The 19,427-nt window shown below is 57.2% G+C and carries 19 protein-coding genes and 1 rRNA gene; 9 read left to right on the forward strand and 11 right to left on the reverse strand.

Annotation, left to right across the window (positions count from 1 at the left end; translation table 11 throughout):
• Window positions 1-65 precede the first annotated feature (65 nt).
• Complete coding sequence (gene hemN / locus ACM62Q_RS09160; RefSeq protein WP_415035796.1) at window positions 66-1,469, reverse strand: oxygen-independent coproporphyrinogen III oxidase; 1,404 nt, start codon at window positions 1,467-1,469, stop codon at window positions 66-68.
• Between the two features lie 112 nt (window positions 1,470-1,581).
• Here hemN and fnr point away from each other — a divergent pair, with 112 nt between their 5' ends.
• Window positions 1,582-2,325, forward strand: coding sequence for a fumarate/nitrate reduction transcriptional regulator Fnr (gene fnr / locus ACM62Q_RS09165; protein ID WP_415035798.1), 744 nt, complete (start codon window positions 1,582-1,584; stop codon window positions 2,323-2,325).
• Window positions 2,326-2,404: 79 nt separating this feature from the next.
• On the opposite strand, the gene ACM62Q_RS09170 is transcribed toward fnr, so the two are convergent.
• From ACM62Q_RS09170 to ACM62Q_RS09185, 4 genes are all read right to left on the reverse strand, one after another.
• A complete protein-coding gene (locus ACM62Q_RS09170; RefSeq protein ID WP_415035800.1) occupies window positions 2,405-3,505 on the reverse strand; it encodes a TRAP transporter substrate-binding protein in 1,101 nt (366 codons plus the stop codon).
• 48 nt (window positions 3,506-3,553) lie between these two features.
• Complete coding sequence (locus ACM62Q_RS09175; RefSeq protein ID WP_415035802.1) at window positions 3,554-5,119, reverse strand: TRAP transporter large permease; 1,566 nt, start codon at window positions 5,117-5,119, stop codon at window positions 3,554-3,556.
• Window positions 5,120-5,129: 10 nt separating this feature from the next.
• On the reverse strand, window positions 5,130-5,717 hold the full coding sequence (locus ACM62Q_RS09180; RefSeq protein WP_415035804.1) for a TRAP transporter small permease subunit: 588 nt from the start codon (window positions 5,715-5,717) through the stop codon (window positions 5,130-5,132).
• Between the two features lie 89 nt (window positions 5,718-5,806).
• Complete coding sequence (locus tag ACM62Q_RS09185) at window positions 5,807-6,907, reverse strand: TRAP transporter substrate-binding protein (RefSeq protein ID WP_415035806.1); 1,101 nt, start codon at window positions 6,905-6,907, stop codon at window positions 5,807-5,809.
• Between the two features lie 264 nt (window positions 6,908-7,171).
• Here ACM62Q_RS09185 and rnk point away from each other — a divergent pair, with 264 nt between their 5' ends.
• On the forward strand, window positions 7,172-7,570 hold the full coding sequence (rnk, locus tag ACM62Q_RS09190) for a nucleoside diphosphate kinase regulator (protein ID WP_415035808.1): 399 nt from the start codon (window positions 7,172-7,174) through the stop codon (window positions 7,568-7,570).
• A gap of 23 nt (window positions 7,571-7,593) precedes the next feature.
• Complete coding sequence (gene gdhA / locus ACM62Q_RS09195) at window positions 7,594-8,937, forward strand: NADP-specific glutamate dehydrogenase (protein WP_415035810.1); 1,344 nt, start codon at window positions 7,594-7,596, stop codon at window positions 8,935-8,937.
• Between the two features lie 6 nt (window positions 8,938-8,943).
• On the opposite strand, the gene ACM62Q_RS09200 is transcribed toward gdhA, so the two are convergent.
• The 5 genes from ACM62Q_RS09200 to ACM62Q_RS09220 all read right to left on the reverse strand — a co-directional run bounded on the left by ACM62Q_RS09200 (window position 8,944) and on the right by ACM62Q_RS09220 (window position 13,080).
• Window positions 8,944-9,327: a SirB2 family protein gene (locus ACM62Q_RS09200; protein WP_415035812.1), complete on the reverse strand. Its 384-nt coding sequence runs from the start codon at window positions 9,325-9,327 to the stop codon at window positions 8,944-8,946.
• On the reverse strand, window positions 9,324-10,616 hold the full coding sequence (locus ACM62Q_RS09205) for a hypothetical protein (RefSeq protein ID WP_415035814.1): 1,293 nt from the start codon (window positions 10,614-10,616) through the stop codon (window positions 9,324-9,326). Before ACM62Q_RS09205 ends, ACM62Q_RS09200 begins: the two co-directional genes overlap by 4 nt.
• Before the next feature lie 12 nt (window positions 10,617-10,628).
• Window positions 10,629-10,856: a DUF2249 domain-containing protein gene (locus ACM62Q_RS09210; RefSeq protein WP_415035816.1), complete on the reverse strand. Its 228-nt coding sequence runs from the start codon at window positions 10,854-10,856 to the stop codon at window positions 10,629-10,631.
• Window positions 10,853-11,296 carry a hemerythrin domain-containing protein gene (locus ACM62Q_RS09215; RefSeq protein ID WP_415035818.1) on the reverse strand — a complete coding sequence of 148 codons (444 nt, stop codon included), beginning with the start codon at window positions 11,294-11,296 and terminating at the stop codon, window positions 10,853-10,855. The genes ACM62Q_RS09210 and ACM62Q_RS09215 overlap by 4 nt, the downstream gene beginning before the upstream one ends.
• Window positions 11,297-11,409: 113 nt before the next feature.
• Entirely contained in the window at window positions 11,410-13,080 is a 1,671-nt protein-coding gene (locus ACM62Q_RS09220) for a PHA/PHB synthase family protein (RefSeq protein WP_415035832.1), read from the reverse strand.
• A gap of 346 nt (window positions 13,081-13,426) precedes the next feature.
• Here ACM62Q_RS09220 and ACM62Q_RS09225 point away from each other — a divergent pair, with 346 nt between their 5' ends.
• The 6 genes from ACM62Q_RS09225 to ACM62Q_RS09250 all read left to right on the forward strand — a co-directional run bounded on the left by ACM62Q_RS09225 (window position 13,427) and on the right by ACM62Q_RS09250 (window position 18,681).
• Window positions 13,427-13,870, forward strand: a complete 444-nt coding sequence (locus tag ACM62Q_RS09225; protein ID WP_415035820.1) for a universal stress protein — start codon at window positions 13,427-13,429, stop codon at window positions 13,868-13,870.
• A gap of 173 nt (window positions 13,871-14,043) precedes the next feature.
• On the forward strand, window positions 14,044-14,829 hold the full coding sequence (gene fabI, locus ACM62Q_RS09230) for an enoyl-ACP reductase FabI (protein ID WP_415035822.1): 786 nt from the start codon (window positions 14,044-14,046) through the stop codon (window positions 14,827-14,829).
• A gap of 74 nt (window positions 14,830-14,903) precedes the next feature.
• The gene (locus ACM62Q_RS09235; RefSeq protein WP_415035824.1) at window positions 14,904-15,482 is read left to right on the forward strand and encodes a hypothetical protein; all 579 of its coding nucleotides are present in this window, start codon (window positions 14,904-14,906) and stop codon (window positions 15,480-15,482) included.
• Between the two features lie 10 nt (window positions 15,483-15,492).
• Window positions 15,493-15,975, forward strand: a complete 483-nt coding sequence (locus tag ACM62Q_RS09240) for a hypothetical protein (RefSeq protein ID WP_415035826.1) — start codon at window positions 15,493-15,495, stop codon at window positions 15,973-15,975.
• Window positions 15,976-16,069: 94 nt separating this feature from the next.
• A complete protein-coding gene (locus tag ACM62Q_RS09245; RefSeq protein WP_415035828.1) occupies window positions 16,070-17,503 on the forward strand; it encodes a bifunctional enoyl-CoA hydratase/phosphate acetyltransferase in 1,434 nt (477 codons plus the stop codon).
• Window positions 17,500-18,681: an acetate/propionate family kinase gene (locus tag ACM62Q_RS09250; protein WP_415035830.1), complete on the forward strand. Its 1,182-nt coding sequence runs from the start codon at window positions 17,500-17,502 to the stop codon at window positions 18,679-18,681. Before ACM62Q_RS09245 ends, ACM62Q_RS09250 begins: the two co-directional genes overlap by 4 nt.
• A gap of 577 nt (window positions 18,682-19,258) precedes the next feature.
• Here the strand turns inward: ACM62Q_RS09250 and rrf are convergent.
• Window positions 19,259-19,372: ribosomal RNA gene (rrf, locus tag ACM62Q_RS09255) — 5S ribosomal RNA — on the reverse strand.
• Window positions 19,373-19,427: the final 55 nt, after the last annotated feature.

Raw genomic sequence — 19,427 nt, forward strand, 5'->3', positions numbered from 1 at the left:
TGAGAACACACGCCCTGCCGCTGCGGGCAAGTCCGCCGACGACTGGCTTACGAAAGGCGCAATGGTCAAATTACCTTGGAATAGCGCGTGCGCTGCCGGTCGGCCCGCAGATAGCGGTCAAACGCCATGGAAATGACGCGCACCAGCATGCGCCCAGGCGGCAGCACGGTGATCCAGTCTTTTTCAATCTTGAGCAGACCACCACGCTCCAGCTCGCGTAAATCCTCGATTTCCGCCGCGAAATAACTGTGAAAATCGATCAAATGCGCGCTTTCGATGCTTTCGATCGACAACTCGAAATGACACATCAAGGCCTGAATGATGGAACGGCGCAAAATATCGTCAGCATTCAACTCGATGCCGCGATGCACGGGCAACAGCGGCGCATCCAGGCGATCGTAGTATTCGTCCAGCGTCTTGACGTTCTGGTAGTAGGTCGGCCCCACCTTGCTGATCGAGGAAATACCGAAAGACAGCATGTCGCAGTCGGCATAGGTTGAATACCCCTGGAAATTGCGATGCAAGCGCCCCTGCCGCTGCGCCACCGCAAGTTCATCATCGGGTTTGGCAAAGTGATCCATGCCAATGAAAACATAGCCGGCATCCGTCAGTTTCTTGATCGCCAAAGCGAGAATTTGCAGGCGCGCTTCCGGATTGGGCAGGTCGGCATCGGCAATCCGGCGCTGCGGTTTGAACAGACCGGGCAAATGCGCATAGTTGTAGATGGAGAGGCGATCCGGGTCCATCGCCAGCACCCGCTCCAGGGTGCGCTCAAAACCGCTGACGCTCTGATGCGGCAAACCATAGATGAGATCGACCGAGATCGATTTGAAGCCGTTGGCACGGGCATCGCGGATCACACTGGCCGTTTCTTCTTCACTTTGCACACGATTGACGGCCACTTGCACACGCTCGTCGAAATCCTGCACCCCCACACTCATGCGGTTGAAACCGAGCTCACCCAAAAGCGCGACGGTGGCGGTGTCGACCTTGCGCGGGTCGACCTCGATCGAGTATTCGCCACCATCCAGCATCTTGAAATGTTTACGCGTTTCCGCCATCAGCTGGCGCATTTCGTCGTGCGACAAAAATGTCGGCGTGCCACCGCCCCAATGCAGCTGAATGACCTCGTGTTGACCATCCACACCTTCGAGCGCGGCACTTTGCAGCGCCAGCTCCTTGCCCAGATATTTCAGATATTTGGCACTACGCCCGTGATCCTTGGTGATGATCTTGTTGCAGGCGCAGTAATAGCAGATGGTGTTACAGAAGGGGATGTGGAAGTATAATGAGAGCGGTCGACTGATACCGCCGATATTACGCTTGCCCAGCCACAATTCAGCGGCCTTGGCATCAAAGGCTTCGACGAAGCGGTCGGCCGTTGGATACGACGTATAGCGCGGGCCGTTAACGTCAAAGCGGCGGATAAGCTCAGGATCAAAGACGAGATTTTCAGTTGAAAAATTCATTTGGTATCAAAGGAGTGACTGGCTTGATTATGTGGGGGCGGATTATATTCCCGGTTGACGTGGATCAAGCCAAAGTTGCTTGTTCCAGCACGGCTTGCGCCGCAGATGATTCATGTCCCGCGCGCTTACTTTGACTCAGGACATGTCACTGACCGTCATCAAGACGGTTTGTTCCAGCTGCAATCTGCGCGAATTGTGCCTGCCCTTCGGTTTGAGCCTGGAAGAGCTGGAACGCCTGGATGATTTGGTCTCCACCCGCCGCCGCATCAAGCGGGGCGAGCACCTCTACCGCTTGGGCGATACATTTGACGCCATCTATGCCATCCGCAGCGGTTTTTTCAAAACCGACGTACTGCTCGAAGACGGCCGCGAACAGGTCACCGGCTTCCAGATGGGCGGCGAATTGCTGGGCCTGGACGGCATCAGCACCGAACACCACACCTGCAACGCCATCGCCCTCGAAGATAGCGAAATCTGCGCCATACCCTTTGCCCGCCTGGAAAGTTTGTCGCGCGAAATTCACAGCTTGCAACGCCACTTCCATAAAGTGATGAGCCGGGAAATCGTACGCGATCACGGCGTCATGATGCTGCTCGGCACGATGCGCGCCGAAGAACGTCTGGCGGCTTTTTTGCTCAATCTTTCACAACGTTTCAACGCCCGTGGTTTTTCGCACACAGAATTTTATCTGCGCATGACGCGCGAGGAAATCGGCAGCTATCTGGGGCTCAAGCTGGAAACGGTGTCGCGTGCTTTTTCCAAATTTCAAGAAGAAGGCTATATCGCCGTGCAACAAAAACATGTGCGTATTCTCGATGCGGCAAACTTGAAAACTCTGCTCAATCAGCGCGTCTAATCACCCCCCGCGCCCAACAAAAAAGCCGCAGCAGCGGCTTTTTTGTTCAAAGCAAGGCCGAGTTCTCCCCGGCACAGGTTTATTTTTTGCCAAATTGCTTGCCGAAAGTAAATTGCGCATACGCCTGCTCGGCAACCCGGAACCATTGGAATTGATCGTTACGGAAACGCTTCCAGGGTTCGTAGATTTTCTTGAACTCGGCGTTCTTCGCGGCGGTTTCTTCCATGACCTCGTTGGCGGCCTTGAAGCTGCCTTCCATGATGTCCTTGGAAAAGGCCGATAGCTTGGCACCCGATTTCATCAAACGCCCCAAGGCGGCAGGGTTTTTAGCATCGTAATCGGCCAAAATGCGCACATTGGCCTCGGCCGCTGCCGTTTCAAACGCCGCCTGGTAGGTTTTGGGCAACTTGTCCCACTGCGTTTTGTTGACCAGGAAAGAAAAGGCCGTGCTGCCCTCCCACCACCCCGGATAGTAGTAATAGGGCGCGACCTTGTTCAGACCCAGCTTTTCGTCGTCCGCCGGACCAATCCACTCTGCCGCATCGATCGTGCCTTTTTCCAGCGAAGGATAGATGTCGCCGGCAGCAATCTGCTGCGGCACCAGGCCCAGGCGCTCGAGCACGCGGCCGGCAAAACCGCCGATGCGCATCTTCAAACCTTTCAGATCCGCTGCGGTATTGATCGGCTTTCTGAACCAGCCGCCCATCTGGCAACCGGTATTACCGGCGAGGAAATTGACCACGCCGTAATTGGCGTAAAAAGCCCGCATCGCTTCCATGCCGCCGCCGTAATACATCCAGGCATTATGGGCGCGCGCCGTCATGCCAAAAGGCACGGCACAATCGAAAGCAAAGGCTTCGTTCTTGCCAAAGAAATAATAGGGTGCGGTATGGCAAAGCTCGACCGTACCGGCCTGCACGGCGTCCAGCACCTGCAGGCCGGGGACGATTTCACCGGCCGGGAAGGGGCGGATGTCAAACTTACCCCCCGTCAGCTCGCGCAAACGATTACAAAACTCTTCCGTGCCGCCAAAGAGCACATCCAGAGTTTTGGGGAAGCTAGAAGCCAGACGCCATTTGATGTTGGGTTCGCTTTGCGCAATAGCCGGCGCGGCGATGACGGTTGCCGCACCCGCTGCCGTACCCAGGCTGGCTTTTTTCAAAAAATCACGACGTTCCATGATGTCTCCTCGATGGAATGTTGAAGGGAAAATGAGCCGTTATTGGTTTCAATTTTTTTCACCGGGCTCGGCGGTGGAAAAATTCAAAGATCCGGGGTCCAGCCCTTCATCCGACGTGCTGGAGCCTTCCGCTGCGTCAGCATCTGCCGGCAGGGAAAAATCAGGCATGTTTTCATTGGGCGAAGCTTCCGTAGGAATCTGAATTTCCAACGGCGTATCTTCCATGACTTCGCGCTTTTCAACCGTGACCAGCTGCGGAAAAGCGATAATCAAAGCCACCATGCTCAGCTGAATGAGTACGAACGGCACCGCTCCCCAGTAAATTTGCCCGGTCGTCACAGGATCGAGTGTGCGCCCGGTAACGGCATCCTTATAAGGACGCACCGGCGCGACGGAGCGCAGGTAAAAGAGCGCAAAACCAAAGGGCGGGTGCATGAAAGAAGTTTGCATATTCACCGCCAGCAAGACCCCGAACCACACCAGATCGATGCCCAAAGACTCCGCCACCGGCGCAACCAGCGGCACCAGAATGAAGGCCAGCTCGAAGAAATCGAGAAAGAAAGCCAGCACGAAGAACATCAGGTTCACGGCAATCAGGAAACCGATTTCCCCCCCCGGCAAGGAGGTCAGCAAATGCTCGACCCACAGATCGCCATTGACTCCGCGAAACACCAGGCCAAAAACCGTGGCGCCGATCAGGATGAACATCACGAACGAAGAAAGTTTTGCCGTTGAATCAATCGCTTGATGTAAAAGCTTGAAACTGAGTCGGCGCTTGGCAAGTGCCAGCAATAAGGCACCAGAGGCCCCCATTGCCCCACCTTCGGTCGGTGTGGCAATGCCGAGAAAAATCGTCCCCAGCACCAGAAAGATGAGAAAGAGCGGCGGCACCAAGACCAACAGACAGCGCATCAAGAGCGCCATGCCAGTCACGCTGCGCGCCGCAAGTGGCAAGGCCGGTGCGTATTCGGGTTTGACCAGCGAAACGATCACCACATAACCGACATAAAACCCTGCCAACAAAAGACCGGGCAGCATCGCCCCCATATACATTTCGCCCACCGAACGCCCGACCTGATCGGCCATCACGATCAAGACGAGCGACGGCGGGATGATCTGCGCCAGCGTGCCAGAAGCCGCAATCACCCCGCTCGCCAAGCGCCGGTCATAGCCGTAGCGCAGCATGATGGGGAGCGAAATCAAGCCCATGGAAATGACCGAAGCCGCGACTACGCCAGTCGTCGCCGCCAGCAGCGCGCCCACCAACACGACCGCAATCGCCAAACCGCCGCGTACCGGGCCAAAAAGCTGGCCGATGGTATCGAGCAAATCCTCGGCCATGCCGGAGCGCTCAAGAATCAAGCCCATGAAGGTAAAAAACGGAATCGCCAACAAGGTGTCGTTGGCCATGATGCCGAAGATCCGGTTGGGCAGCGCCTGCAGGAATTCGACATTGAACAGCCCCATGCCGATGCCGAGCACAGCAAATACAAGACCGTTTGCGGCCAGCGAAAAGGCCACCGGATAACCGGAGAGCAAAAAAAGCACCAGGCAGCCGAACATGATCGGTGCCAGCGAATCGCCGATGATGGGCACGAGAAATTCTAAAGGCATGGTCTTCCCCTTATTTCCCGTGCTGTTCGACGACAGCGGCAGGCACCGCAGCAGCCTCTTGCGCTGCGCCACCCTTTTCGAATTCATTGGCCGAAATCAAGCCCGACAAAAAAGCAAAACGCTTGATGATTTCCGAACATCCTTGCGCCAGCAACAGGGCAAAAGCCACCGGAATCAAGAGGCGGGCCGGCCACAATACCAAGCCACCGGCATTGGACGAGACCTCGCCCGAACGCATGGCATCCAGCGCGTAAGGTATGGCATCCCACAAAATCAGGGCACACAAAGGCAACAAAAAGAACAGGCCGCCCACGATATCGACCCAGGCTTGCACACGCGGCGAAAAACGCCCGACCACCACATCGATGCGAATATGTTCATTGCGACGCAAGGTCCACGCCGCCCCGAGCAGGAAAACCGCCGAATAGAGATACCACTGCAACTCAAGAAAAGCGTTGGAGCCGATATGCAGACTGTAGCGCGCCAGGGCATTCAAGGTACTGACCAGAACGGCAACGAGCACCAGCCAGGCGGCAGCCCGGCCAATATTTTCATTGATCCGATCCACCCAGCGGGCAAAAAGAAGCAGTTGTTTCACGAAGATTTTCCTACTTGATGTGAAAGATATTTTTATTTTTTACCCGCCGAGCGCCCATGATGCGACGCTCAGCAGGCATGGCGCGCGGTTTATTTCTTGCCGAACTGCTTGCCAAAGGTAAATTGCGCATAGGCCTGTTCGGCGACGCGGAACCATTGGAACTGGTCGTTGCGAAAACGTTTCCAGGGTTCGTAAATTTTCTTGAATTCCGGGTTTTTACCGGCAACGGCCTCCATCGTCTCATTGGCCGATTTGAAGCAGCCTTCCATGATTTCTTTGGAAAAACCGGACAATTTCGCCCCGGATTTAATCAAACGCCCCAGCGCCTGCGGGTTTTTGGTGTCGTAATGCGCCATCACCCGCACATTCATCTCAGCGGCAGCGGTTTCGAAAGCCAGCTGGTAATTTTTGGGCAGTTTCTCCCAATGCCCCTTGTTCACCAACAAGGAAGTTGCCGTGCTGCCCTCCCACCAACCCGGGTAGTAATAATAGGGCGCGACCTTGTGCAACCCGAGTTTTTCGTCGTCCGACGGACCGACCATCTCGGCCGCATCGATGGTGCCTTTTTCCAGTGCGGCATACACATCACCCGGGGCAATCTGCTGCGGCACGAGGCCCAGGTTACTCATCACCAGACCAGCAAAACCGGCGATGCGCATCTTCAGCCCTTTCAAATCATTCAGGGAATTGATCGGTTTTCTGAACCAACCGCCCATCTGGCAGCCGGTGTTACCCGCCAAAAAGTTCACCACGCCGTAATTGGCGTAAAAATCGCGCATCAGCGCCATACCACCGCCGTAATACATCCAGGCGTTTTGCTGGCGCGTGGTCAAACCAAAAGGCACGGCGCAATCAAAGCAAAAAGCCTCGTTTTTGCCGAAGAAGTAGTACGGCGCGGTATGGCACATTTCGACCGTACCGGTTTGCGTAGCATCGAGCACCTGCAGCCCCGGAACGATTTCCCCGGCCGGAAAGGCGCGGATATCGAATTTACCGTTGGTGAGCTGGCGCACGCGCTCGCAAAAATCTTCCGAGCCCTGAAAAAGCACATCCAGCGACTTGGGAAAACTCGACGCCAGACGCCACTTGATCGCCGGTTCTGTGTCGGCAATCGCCGGTGTCGCCAACACACTGGCCGTGCCGGCCGCCGCACCCAGGCTGGCTTTTTTCAAAAAATCACGACGTTGCATACACTGTTCTCCAAAAAAAATATTTTTCACCAAGCACGTCAAAATCGCCGAAAACGGCGATGCCGTGCGGCGACAAGCCCCCGCAGAGCAAGCATTACAGGGCGAAACTTTCCCACAAAGCCTCTTCTGCTTCAAGGGAGAAAAGCTGTTTTTTGACCTGGAACAATAAAATTTTTTTGACAAAGTTTTTTTTGGCCGTAGAATAGACCGGTTTGACGATTTTCAAAGGACACCTTGCTTCATTGCTTCTCGCCCGCCATGCCCGTGAATAATTCCACCAACAATTCCCTCATCATCGGCAAGACAGACTACCTCTGTCTGATGCACCTGCGCCCACCCGTAGAGCTCGCCGACGAACTCGAGCGCGCCAACATCGTGAGCGATGACAGCGTGCCGGATAACGTCGCCAGCATGGGTTCGCGCGTCGCCTACGCCGAGAAGGAAACCTGTGTGCGGCGCGAAGTTGAAATCGTGTATCCATCCGATGCCAATCCTGCACAGGGGAAGGTATCGGTGTTTGCCCCAGTCGGAGCAGCGTTGATCGGCCTGGCCGTCGGCAATGAAATCGACTGGGAATTTCCTGGTGGCGCAAGCCGCCGTTTAGTCGTCGTGGAGGTCGTCCACCCCACGATCAGTCCGTCGGTGCTGCCACCGCAGCACTGACATTTCCTCGGGAGAACCACATCGTGCGCTATACCTCATTACAAGATTTTCTCAACCAAGTTAGCACACGAAACCGAGGACAACCCGAGTTCGAGCAGGCCGTCACCGAGGTCATTGAAAGCCTCTGGCCCTTCCTTGAGAAAAACCCGCGTTACACCGATCACGCCCTGCTCGACCGTTTGGTCGAACCGGAGCGCACGATCATGTTCCGCGTCTCTTGGCTCGACGATCGCGGGCAAGTCCAGGTCAATCGTGGCTACCGAATCCAGCATTCTTCTGCCATCGGCCCTTACAAGGGCGGGATTCGTTTCCATCCTTCGGTCAATCTCTCCATCCTCAAGTTCCTCGCTTTCGAGCAAACCTTCAAGAACGCACTGACCACGTTGCCCATGGGCGGCGGCAAAGGCGGCTCCGATTTCGATCCAAAAGGTCGCAGCCCCGGTGAAGTCATGCGTTTCTGCCAGGCATTCGTCAGTGAATTGTTCCGCCACATCGGCAGCGATACCGACGTGCCGGCGGGCGACATTGGCGTCGGCGGGCGTGAAGTCGGCTTCATGGCCGGTATGATGAAAAAGCTTTCCAACCGTGCCGACTGCGTATTTACCGGCAAGGGCATCAGCTTTGGCGGCTCGCTCATCCGTCCGGAAGCCACGGGCTACGGCACCGTTTATTTCGCCCAGGAAATGTTGAAGCTCAAAAACAAGAGCTTCGATGGCATGCGCGTCAGCGTCTCCGGGGCCGGCAACGTCGCCCAATACGCGGTGGAAAAGGCCATGGCGCTCGGTGCCAAAGTGATCACCGTATCGGATTCGTCCGGCTGTGTGATCGACGAAGCCGGTTTCACGCCGGAAAAACTCGCCATCCTGATGGAAATCAAGAACGAGAAATACGGCCGCGTCAGCGATTACGCCAGCCGCGTCGGCGCGCAATTCCTTGCCGGTGCGACCCCCTGGCATGTGCCGGTGGATATCGCCCTGCCCTGCGCCACGCAAAACGAACTCAACCTGGAAGATGCCAAGACGCTCGTCAAAAACGGCGTCACCTGTGTCGCCGAAGGTGCCAACATGCCTTCGACGGCCGAGGCCGCCAAGTTCTTCGAGCAGCAAGGCGTGCTCTACGCACCGGGCAAAGCCAGCAACGCCGGCGGTGTGGCCACTTCCGGTCTGGAAATGAGCCAGAACGCCATGCGTTTGTCCTGGACCCAGGAAGAAGTGGACGATCGCCTGCACAAAATCATGTGCAGCATCCATAACGCCTGTGTGCGCTACGGCGACCACGGCGGCGGCAAGGTCAGCTATGTCGATGGGGCCAATATCGCCGGCTTCGTCAAGGTAGCCGACGCCATGCTCGCGCAAGGCGTCATTTAAGGACTCTTAAAACAGTCCCAGGCTCGCTTGCCGGCTCAAGGCCACGCCTACGATGTAGGCGAAAGTCAGGGCGGCAAGCAGGCCGAATTTAAAACGCTGTTCCCGCGTTCGCCCCCGCTTCAAGGCCATTGCCCCCAAAATAATATACAGCAGTAGCGCCAGCACCTTGGCAGTCAGCCAGCTGTGCACAAAGGGATACTGCCCGCTCATCCAAACCATGGCGAGCGCAGTAAAAAACAACGTTGAATCAACAAGATGCGGGATCATCCGCGTCAAACGCGCCTGTAAATATGGCGAACTGCGCAACATCCAGAAAAAGCGCAGGGCAAACCCCAAACCGGAGAGCACGACACAGGTGATATGTATCTGTTTCAAGAGCAGATAATTCATCGCGCACTCCCCACTGCCGCGCGGCGAAATGCCCGGTAACGCCAAAACGCACGCCCCACATTGAGCCACAAAGCAGCACCGCACGACAGCAGCAACACGCCCGCCGGCAGTGCCAAGCCTGCTGGCCACACCCCGGCAGCCAGAACGCCGGCACAGGCCAGATAAAACAGCTGTAACTGACGCATGCTTTCGTTTTCAGAGAGCAAGCGGTTCATCGCCGGCGGCGGTTTGCCAATGGCTGAGCGATTTTGCAAATCAAACCAAAGTAAAAAAGGCACGATTTTGTACAACATGCCGATGATGAAAGCGACATAGCCGCCGAGCAGCACCAGCCCCCCCAGCAACAATGACCAGCCCTCGATCTCGGCCAATGACGGCGACAACGATTGCGCCAGCACCATGAGCAGAACCAGCAACAAAACGTACAGGCCGAACTGCCAGTAACGAAACGTCGCATCCGGTCGCGCCCGGCGGCGCTGACGCTGCAAACGCAAGGTTTGAATGACAAAAAAGAGCCCAAGCAAAGACAAAATCAGGCGCGCATCGGCGGCCAGCCAATCCCATCCGGCAAGCACACCTAGGCTCCAGAGGAGTAATGCAGAAAAAACCAGGCGCGGAAACCACCAGGCTGGGCGCGCCGGGTAGCCTGGCGTGAGCTGGAACATTGGCACCACGACATAGGCGACCGCCGCCAGCAAAATTGCCGACCAACCGCCCAAACCCCAACCCGCGTGCAAATTGGTCAGCCGCTCCAGCGCCACCGGCCAGCCACCGGCCAAAGCGAGCAGCATGTAAAGGCCGCTGCCGCCGGTAATCAACAAGGCGAGCAAAGCCATTTTGAGGCCACGTATGCTAGGACTGGTCGAACGCACACGCCACAAGGCCCAGCCGGACGCTGCCAGAAAAATACCCAGCGCCAGGATCAGGCAGGTCGCCGCGCCATACATCCAGCGCGCATCCCCCAGCAAAAACCCGAGCGCCAAGGCCGGTACACCGCCATTCAACAAAGGATGCACAAGCCCTGCGACCAAGCGCGGGCGCGGTAGATGCGCGCCTGCCAGCACCGGCAGAATCTGAATCAGCGCCCCGAGCATGATCTGCAGCATGAAGCCCAAGGTCAGCAAATGGGTGACTGCCAAAGTCGCTGGCGTCCAGCGTGACGCAAAAATTCCCTCGCCTTCTAACGCAAGGAGCACACCTGCCAGCACCAGATAAAATGGCGCAGTGAGAAAAAAGCGAACCGGCGCAGCCACCGGCGGCCCTTGCTCAAAAGCGAGTAAGGCTTGCATCCAGTGCCAGAATCAACAGGTAATACGAATAGCAAAAGTACCGTCAGCGCGTAATTCGCTCGTCCAGCTGTGGCCGTTTTTTTGCAGCACACGGTACAAAGGATGCGGCTCGCGGTAGAGCAAGAGCAGCATTTCCTCGCCTGCTTGCAAGGTATCGAGCATTTCCATGGTCGCCACAAAGGGTTGCGGTGGCTCCATGAAACGCGCATCGACGGTGCGCTCGGCAGAAATATCCATCATGCCTCCTGCAAGGCTGCCTGCAGGCGTTCGATCAAAGCCGGCACGGCCGCGCCCAGATGCTGATCACACATCGGGTAAAGGACATTTTCTTCCTTCATATTGTGCTGCTGCATAGTGATCAAAAGGCTATCGACCTGTCCGAGAAAAGCTTCGCGATCCCCGGCGCCCACCGCGTCGGCAGCGGCCTCCATCATGCCGCGCATCTGTTCGTGCTCCATGCGCATTACCTGAGTCGGCCCCATGCGCATACCGGTTGCTTCTTCAAAAGCCGGAAACAACATACTTTCTTCGGCCGCAAAATGGCGCAGCACGGCCTGATGAAAACGCCCAAAACCTTCTGCTGCCGCAGCCAAATCGCCGCTGCCGGCGGCCTGTTCAGCAAGGGCAAACAAATCGTCGCAATCGCGATGGTCTTCCTGGAGAAATTGTTGCAAGCTCATGGCGGCTATCTCGAACGAGGTATTTACATGCCGCCATTATCTTGGAGCATCCCCAGCTTAAGCATTGATGGGCATCAAAGCTAAAACGCCCGCCGCAGCGGGCTGTGCCGCATTTATTTTTCCAGCACGTAAGTCCCCGGGGCATCGGCAAGCGCCGGGAATTTACGATTGGCCGCCGGATAGGCCGCCACCATTTCCCCACCGCGCTGACGCAACCATTCACACCAGTCAGCCCACCAGCTGCCGGGTTTTTTCTCGGTGCGCGCCTGCCAGCGCTCCCAATGCTCGTTATGCTCGGGTTCGCCCGCCCAATAGGCCCGCTTTGGCGGGTTCACTGGCGGGTTGACGATACCCAGAATATGCCCGGAGGTAGACAACACGAAACGCACCGGCGTCGCCACATTGACGTATTTACGGATGCGATAACACTGCTTCCACGGTGCGATATGGTCATCAAACGCCGTCACCGCATACAAGGGCTGCGTAATACGCCCCAGGTCGATGGGCTCACCGGCAATCGTCAGATGGTCGCGTTTGATCAAATTATTGTGCAAATACATTTCGCGCAGGTAATAGCTGTGCATCGCCTGCGGCATACGCGTCGAATCGACGTTCCAGAACAATACGTCAAATGGCGGCAAGGCTTCGCCCAGTAAATAACTATTCACCCAGTAATGCCAAATCAAGCTGTTCGAACGCAACAGGCGGAAGGAGGAGGCCATTTGCGCGCCGTCCAGATAGCCTTGCTGGGCCATCATTTTTTCCAGCGCATCGATACACACCTCGTCGATGAACACATCGATATCACCCGGGTTGGAAAAGTCGGTGAGCGTCGTAAACAGCGTCCAATCCGCCACCGGCATCTCTTTTTCACCGTAGCGCCTGTTCGCCCAAGCCATATAGGTACTGACCAAAGTCCCGCCGATGCAGTAACCGACCAGATGCACCTGAGGCACTTGGCAGAATTCACGCGCCACACGCACGACTTCGCTGACGCCTTCAGTGAGGTAATCGTCGAAACGCACGTCGTGCATCGTTGCATCGGGATTTTTCCAGCTCGTAATAAAAACCGAAAAACCCTGATCCGTCAGATACTTGACCAAGCTCTTGCGAGAATTCAAATCGAGAATGTAGAACTTGTTGATCCAGGGCGTGACGATGACAATCGGCATGGCCTGCACTTTTTCCGTAGTCGGCGTGTAGTGCAGCAATTCCAGCATGCGGTTACGAAACACCACCTTGCCCGGCGTCGTTGCCAGATCCTTGCCGACACTAAAGGCTTCTGGATCAACCATCTGGATATTTTTGGCTTTAGCGTCGCGCTGAAAATTCAACCACCCCTGACGCAGGCTCTCACCGCCGCTCGTCACGGCACGCTCGATCGCTGTCGGGTTAAGCCAGAAGAAATTGGTCGGCGCGACCGCATTCAACCATTTACGCAACCAGAATGCCGCGCGGCGCTGCTCTTTTTCCGACAAACCCGGCGTTTCGAAGGCCATATCCTGCAAACGGTGAGTAAACGCCAGATACCATTCCTTGATGATGTCCCAGCTCGCCGAATCGGTCCACGCAGCATCGGCAAAACGCGCATCGTCCGGATGCGGCGTGACCACATCTTCCGAGGGCATCCCCAGAGCACGGCGCATGACGTGGGTTTGCAAAGCGAGCAGGTCGCTGCTCAAGCCATTGAGCGCCCGCGACAATTCCACCGGATGCATGACCCAGGCAAGCTGCGCGCGCAGCGCAGAAGAAAACACACCGAAGGGATCGAGCGCATTACTCATCGTGCGCAAGGCGCTTTCTACCGGGTTCAAGGTACGCAGATCAAGTGGATCGTGCTCGGCAGCGGGCTTTTGCGGCATGGTTTTCTCCTTGCAGGTGTAACTTGTTCAGGCGAAACATTCTGGGACCTACCCGCGCATTCTACTGTTTTGCCTAGACAAAATGACAAAATGACACTTTTCCAATCTTTCCTGCGCCCTGCGCTGTTGCGCGCCAGCGACGGGCGCTGGGCTTTGCGAGCCTCTTCGTAAGCTTGCCTGCGCCAGTTTTGTTTTCTTTGCAACTTGGCGTAGCATCCTCCTGATCCGGCAAAAACGAGCGCCGGCGAGTCTTTTGAGGAGTTATCCCATGTTTAAACATATTCTCGTCCCAACCGATGGTTCCGAGTTATCCAGCACCACCGCCCTGCGTGCTGTCGATTACGCCAAGGAAACCGGCGCCCGCGTCACCGTGTTTTACGCCAAACCGGAATATCGCATCGCCTATTTCGGCGAAGGTGCGCTGATCGACTCCACCACGCCTGCCACTTTTGCTGAAATGGCCGAAAAACAGGCGGCTGAAGTGCTAGGCAAGGTCGCCGCCCAATGCCGTGAAGCCGGCGTCGAATGCGACACCCGTTCCACCACCAGCGACCTGCCTTACGAAGCCATCATCAACGCCGCCACGGACGCCGGCTGCGACCTGATTTTCATGGCTTCGCACGGCCGGCGTGGCATTACCGGGCTACTCTTGGGGAGCGAAACCAACAAGGTGCTCACACACTCGAAAATTCCGGTTCTCGTCTATCGCTGATCCGCGCCCGACAAGGCGGCTGCAATGGCTCAAGCCCGCGCAGCCGCCTTTTACGTGCACGTTTTGCTCGGTCAGCATAAGAGCGCAACGGCTGTGCTAACCTTGGCTTTATCGCAAGGCAATACAACTTTTCATCATTTTTCTTCACAAACACCACCATGCAAGGAAACACCATGAGCCAAACGACTTCTCCCGCCCTGCCGTTGGCCGGCAAAAAAGGCCTGATCACTGGCGTCGCCAACGACAAATCCATCGCATACGCCGTGGCACAAGCCATCGTGGCGCTGGGCGGCGAGGTTGCCATCACCTACCAGAACGACAAAACCGCGCGCTACACCCAGCCCTTGGCCGAGGCGCTCGGTGCCAAACTGTTCCTGAAGCTTGACGTGGCCGAAGCAGGTAGCCTGGAAAACGTCGTCGCCCAGTGCGGCGAAGCTTTTGGTCAGATTGATTTCGCCGTTCACTCCATGGCTTTCTGCAATGCCGACGACCTGCACGGGCGTGTCGTCGATGCCACGGAACAGGGTTTCGATTCGGCCATGAACATTTCCTGCCACAGTTTTTTGCGCATGGCGAAAGCGCTGGAACCTCTGATGTCGAAGGGGGGTACTTTGATCACCATGTCCTACCTGGGCGCGGAACGCGTCGTGCGTAACTACGGCGTCATGGGCATCATCAAAGCGGCGCTGGAATCTGCCGTACGCTATATGGCGCATGACCTGGGCCCGCAAGGCATCCGCGTTTTTGCCGTTTCTCCTGGCCCGATCATGACACGCGCTGCATCCGGCATCGCCAACTTCAACAATCTGCTTGAAAACGATGCACAAAAAGCTCCGCTCGGGCGCACCGTAACCATCGAAGAAGTCGGCGCGCTGACTGCCTTCCTGTGTACTGACGGTTCCTCGGGCATGACCGGCCAGACGATTTTCGTCGACGCCGGCGCGCACATCGTCGCCTGATGCACGCTGCAAACTTCCTGCGGCTGCCGCCCCTTGCGGCAGCCGTCCGGTAATTTTCAGTGAGAGAGACGCCCATGAGCCCGACCCCACCACCTTTATTACCCGACCCCATCCCCGAACATCCCCTCCTGACCGGCCGCAAGGAAATCGGCCGGGGCGAGAGCAGCATCGTTCTGGAAGCCGACCCGGTCGATGGTCAAGAGCGCGTCTATAAAATCCTTTCCTCCCCCACTGATCACGCCTATTACACAGCACCGGATCGCCCCCTGGGCCGGCACTTCCCGGTGGTTTTCGCCGACCACGGGCATTTTGGCCGCTCCAGCCGGGGCTACCCCTATTACCTGGTGGAAGTTGAACGCCTCTACCCCCTGCCCAGCCATGGTGAAGCTTCCGAAGTGGCCAGCAAAATTTCCACCGCCTATTTCGACGCCTGCATGATGTGGCGCAATCTCGCTCAGGATATGGGGCGCATCGCCCTGCACCACCTCACTTGCACACCAATGGGTTGGGCCGATACGGTCAATGACTCGCTCAAAGCGCTGGAAGTTTTTTCCGAAGAATACGGCGCACTGCCCGACCTCATCAAAGCCGACAATCTGATGATGCGCAAAGACGGCACCCTTGTATTTTCCGATCCGGTTTTCATGGAATAAGCGCCGCATCATGAGCATCACTCAGATTTACTATACCTCGCGCAAACTCGCCGAATCATTGGCAGGCGACCCCGCCATGGCCATTATTTCGATCACCGACCCGACCACCCCGGTAGCACAGCTTGACCCGCTTTTTGAGCACGTGCTGCGCCTGTCGTTTTTCGATGCCATTCCCGCCGATCCTTTCGCACCGCCCCTGCCGGGTTTGTTCGATCGTGCCACCGCCCGCCGGGTGAAAGCCTTCATCGAAAAACTGCAGCACGCCTCGGAGGCATTCTCGCTCATGGTGCACTGCGAATACGGTGTCAGCCGTTCCGCCGCCATTGCGCTCTACGCCGAAGCCTGTACCGGCGCGCCGCTCGCCGCCCGCGAATTCACCTATGAAGCCAACTCCTGGGTGATCGACACCCTGGAAAATCTGCAAAGCGATTTAAGCATTCACATTCCGCCCCCCCAAGCCGCCCTTGAACGCCGCGCCGCCGCCCGCGCCTGAACCACAGGCCCAACTTCTACTGCGGCAGAACCTGCCTGACACGCCCTAAGCGCCTTTCTCCGCCCCTCTATTCCCTCTTCCCAAGGAGTCCGACATGAACGCCGCCTGTCCAAGCAACAGCCGTTATCTGTCCAACAAAACCTTCGACGAAATCGAGCTCGGCGATTGCGCCAGCCTCACCCGCACCTTGATGCCAGAAGACGTCAAGCTCTTCGCCATTCTCACTGGCGACATCAATCCCGCCACCATCGACCCCAAATACTCCGAAAGCGGCATGTTCCGCGAAGCCATTGCGCACGGCATGTGGAGCGGCTCGCTCATCTCCACCGTGCTGGCCACGCAATTTCCCGGCCCCGGCACTATTTTGGTTGATCAATCGCTGCGCTACACCCGCCCGGTGAGCATTGGCGATCGCATCGAAATCACGCTCACCGTCAAACAAAAATTCACCCACAACCGGCATGTGTTATTCGATTGCACTTGCGTCAATCAAGAAGGGCTGGAAGTGGTGCACGGCACGGCAGAAGTGCTTGCCCCCAGCGAAAAGGTCACCCGTCTGCAACAAGATGGCCATATTCCGGCGATTCGCATCGACGACAAGCACGCGCGCTTTACCGAACTGCTCGCTCGCGTCAAGGGGCTGGAGCCGATTCCCACCGCCGTCGCCCACCCCTGCGATGCCGAATCACTGAAAGGGCCAGTGCAAGCCTTCCAGGCCGGGATCATCGAGCCCATTCTGGTCGGGCCAGAAAACAAAATTCGTGCCGTAGCCGAAGAAAACGGGCTCGATCTCTCAGGTATTCGCATCGTCAATGCCGCGCACAGCCATGATTCGGCGGCGCTGTCCGTGTCACTCGTCAAAACTGGCGACGCCGAGGCGCTCATGAAAGGCAGCCTGCACACCGACGAACTGATGAGCGAAGTCATCGCCCGCGCCAACGGCCTGCGCACCAATCGGCGCATCAGCCACGTTTTCGTCATGCAGGTGCCGACCTACCACCGCCCGCTCCTGATTACCGACGCCGCCATCAACATCGCACCGACGCTCGAAGAAAAGGTGGACATCATCCAGAACGCCATCGACCTTGCCCACGTGCTCGGCATCGCCGAACCCAAGGTCGCGATTTTGTCGGCAGTGGAAACGGTGAACCCAAAAATCGAATCCACCTTGCACGCCGCCGCTCTGTGCAAAATGGCCGATCGCGGCCAGATCAAAGGCGGTCTGCTCGATGGTCCGCTCGCCTTTGACAACGCGGTATCCATCGTCGCCGCCAAAACCAAAGGTATTCAGTCCGCGGTGGCCGGTCAGGCAGAAATTCTTATCGTCCCCGACCTCGAATCCGGCAACATGGTTGCCAAGCAACTCGAATACCTGGCCAACGCCCTCACCGCCGGCATCGTGCTCGGCACCAAGGTGCCTATCGTCCTCACCAGCCGCGCCGATACGGCCGAAACACGCACCGCATCCTGCGTCATCGCCGCCCTCATCGCCCACGCCCAACGCGCCCGTCTCAAGGAAAACCCATGAAACCCAGCATTCTCACCATCAACGCCGGCTCCTCTTCGATCAAATTCGCCCTCTTTCCGCTGGCTGCACCGATTTCTCCCGAGGCCGAAGTCTCCGGCCAGATCGATGGTTTAGGCACCAGCACGACCCGCCTGGTCGCTAAAAACCGCAGCGGCGAGCGTGTCGCCGACCAAATTATCGAAGGTGACAAGGTCAATCACCGCGCCGCTTTTGACGCCCTCCTGCAATGGTTCATGGCCAGTTACAACACCTGGAAAATCATTGCCGTCGGCCACCGCGTGGTGCATGGCGGCGAGCGTTATGCCCAACCCATCGTCATTGATAACACCGTGCTCGGCCACCTCGAAAGCTTCGTGCCGCTCGCCCCGCTGCACCAGCCGCACAACGTCGCCGGCATCGAGGCGCTACGCGCCCTGCTGCCAGAAGTGCCGCAAATCGCCTGCTTCGACACCGCCTTTCACCGCAGCCAACCCGAGATCGCCCAGCAATTCGCCCTGCCGCGCAGCTTTACCGCCGAAGGCATCAAACGCTACGGCTTCCACGGCCTGTCTTACGAATACATCGCCCGCGCCCTGCCACAGCACTCGCACCGCGCCGATGGCCGCGTCGTCGTCTGTCACCTCGGCAACGGTGCCAGCATGGCGGCCATGGTGAAACGCAAATGCGTCGCCACCACGCTCGGCTTCTCCACCATTGACGGTCTGGTCATGGGTACCCGCTGCGGCAACATGGACCCTGGCCTGATCCTGCACTTGATGGAAAGCAAAAATCTCTCGGTCAAAGACATGACCCGCATTCTCTACAAAGAATCCGGCCTCTTGGGCGTTTCCGGCATCAGCCAGGACATGCGCACCCTGCTCGCTTCCGACAAACCAGAGGCGCATGAAGCAGTCGAGCTATTCTGCTACCGCATCGCCCGCGAACTCGGCTCGCTCGCCGCCGCCGCCGGCGGCCTGGATGCCGTGGTATTTACCGGCGGCATCGGCGAACACGCCGCCGAGGTACGCCGCCGCGTCTGCCTGCAAGCGCAATGGCTAGGCATCCACCTAAACCCGGAAGCCAACGCCCGCCACGACAAAGTCATCAGCGCCGGCGACAGCAGTATCGACGTACTCGTCATCCCGACCAACGAAGAATGGATGATGGCACACCACGCCCAAACCCTGCTGGCACTTTGAAGCGCAGCACGCCAACCCAGCGCCGCCCCGAAATCTGGACATTCGCTAAACACCGCACTGATCGTGAGCCGAAAACAATCCTCCACGAACGCCCGAACTTTAAAAACGTCATCAAGCTTGAACGCGGATTGGGCGGATAACACCGATTGACGCGGATAAAAACAAATTGGGTGCGAATTGCTTACGAGTACGCACTACCCGCCAGTTGGGTGGCGTGTAATGTAAAAAAGCACAGCTTTTGATCTTCATCCGCGTCATTCCGCGTGATCCGTTTTGATCCGCGTTGAGGTTTCTGATCTTGATATAAACATCAACGAGCTTGAACGCGGATGCGGCGGATGACACCGATTGACGCGGATAAAAGCAGATTGGGTGCGGGTTGCTTGCGAGCGCACACCCGCCGAGTTGGGTGGTGTGCAATGTAAAAAAGCACAGCTTTTGATCTTCATCCGCGTCATTCCGCGTGATCCGTTTTTATCCGCGTTACGTTTTGCAGGTGCTTTACCTCTGCCAGCCATTTTGTTTTGTAGACGCAAAAACCCCCGCCAGTGTTTCTAGCGGGGGTTTTTTATGGGGTGCCTGGCGGTGACCTACTTTCGCGAGCGAGGTGCTCACTATCATTGGCGCGTTGCTGTTTCACGGTCCTGTTCGGGAAGGGAAGGGGTGGGTCCAGCAGGCTATTGCCGCCAAGCGAAGCTTGTTGCGGATGCGGTTTTGAGTTGGATTGACTTTTTGCTGCATCGGCG

Source organism: Azonexus sp. (assembly GCF_047638095.1).
Lineage (GTDB): Bacteria > Pseudomonadota > Gammaproteobacteria > Burkholderiales > Rhodocyclaceae > Azonexus.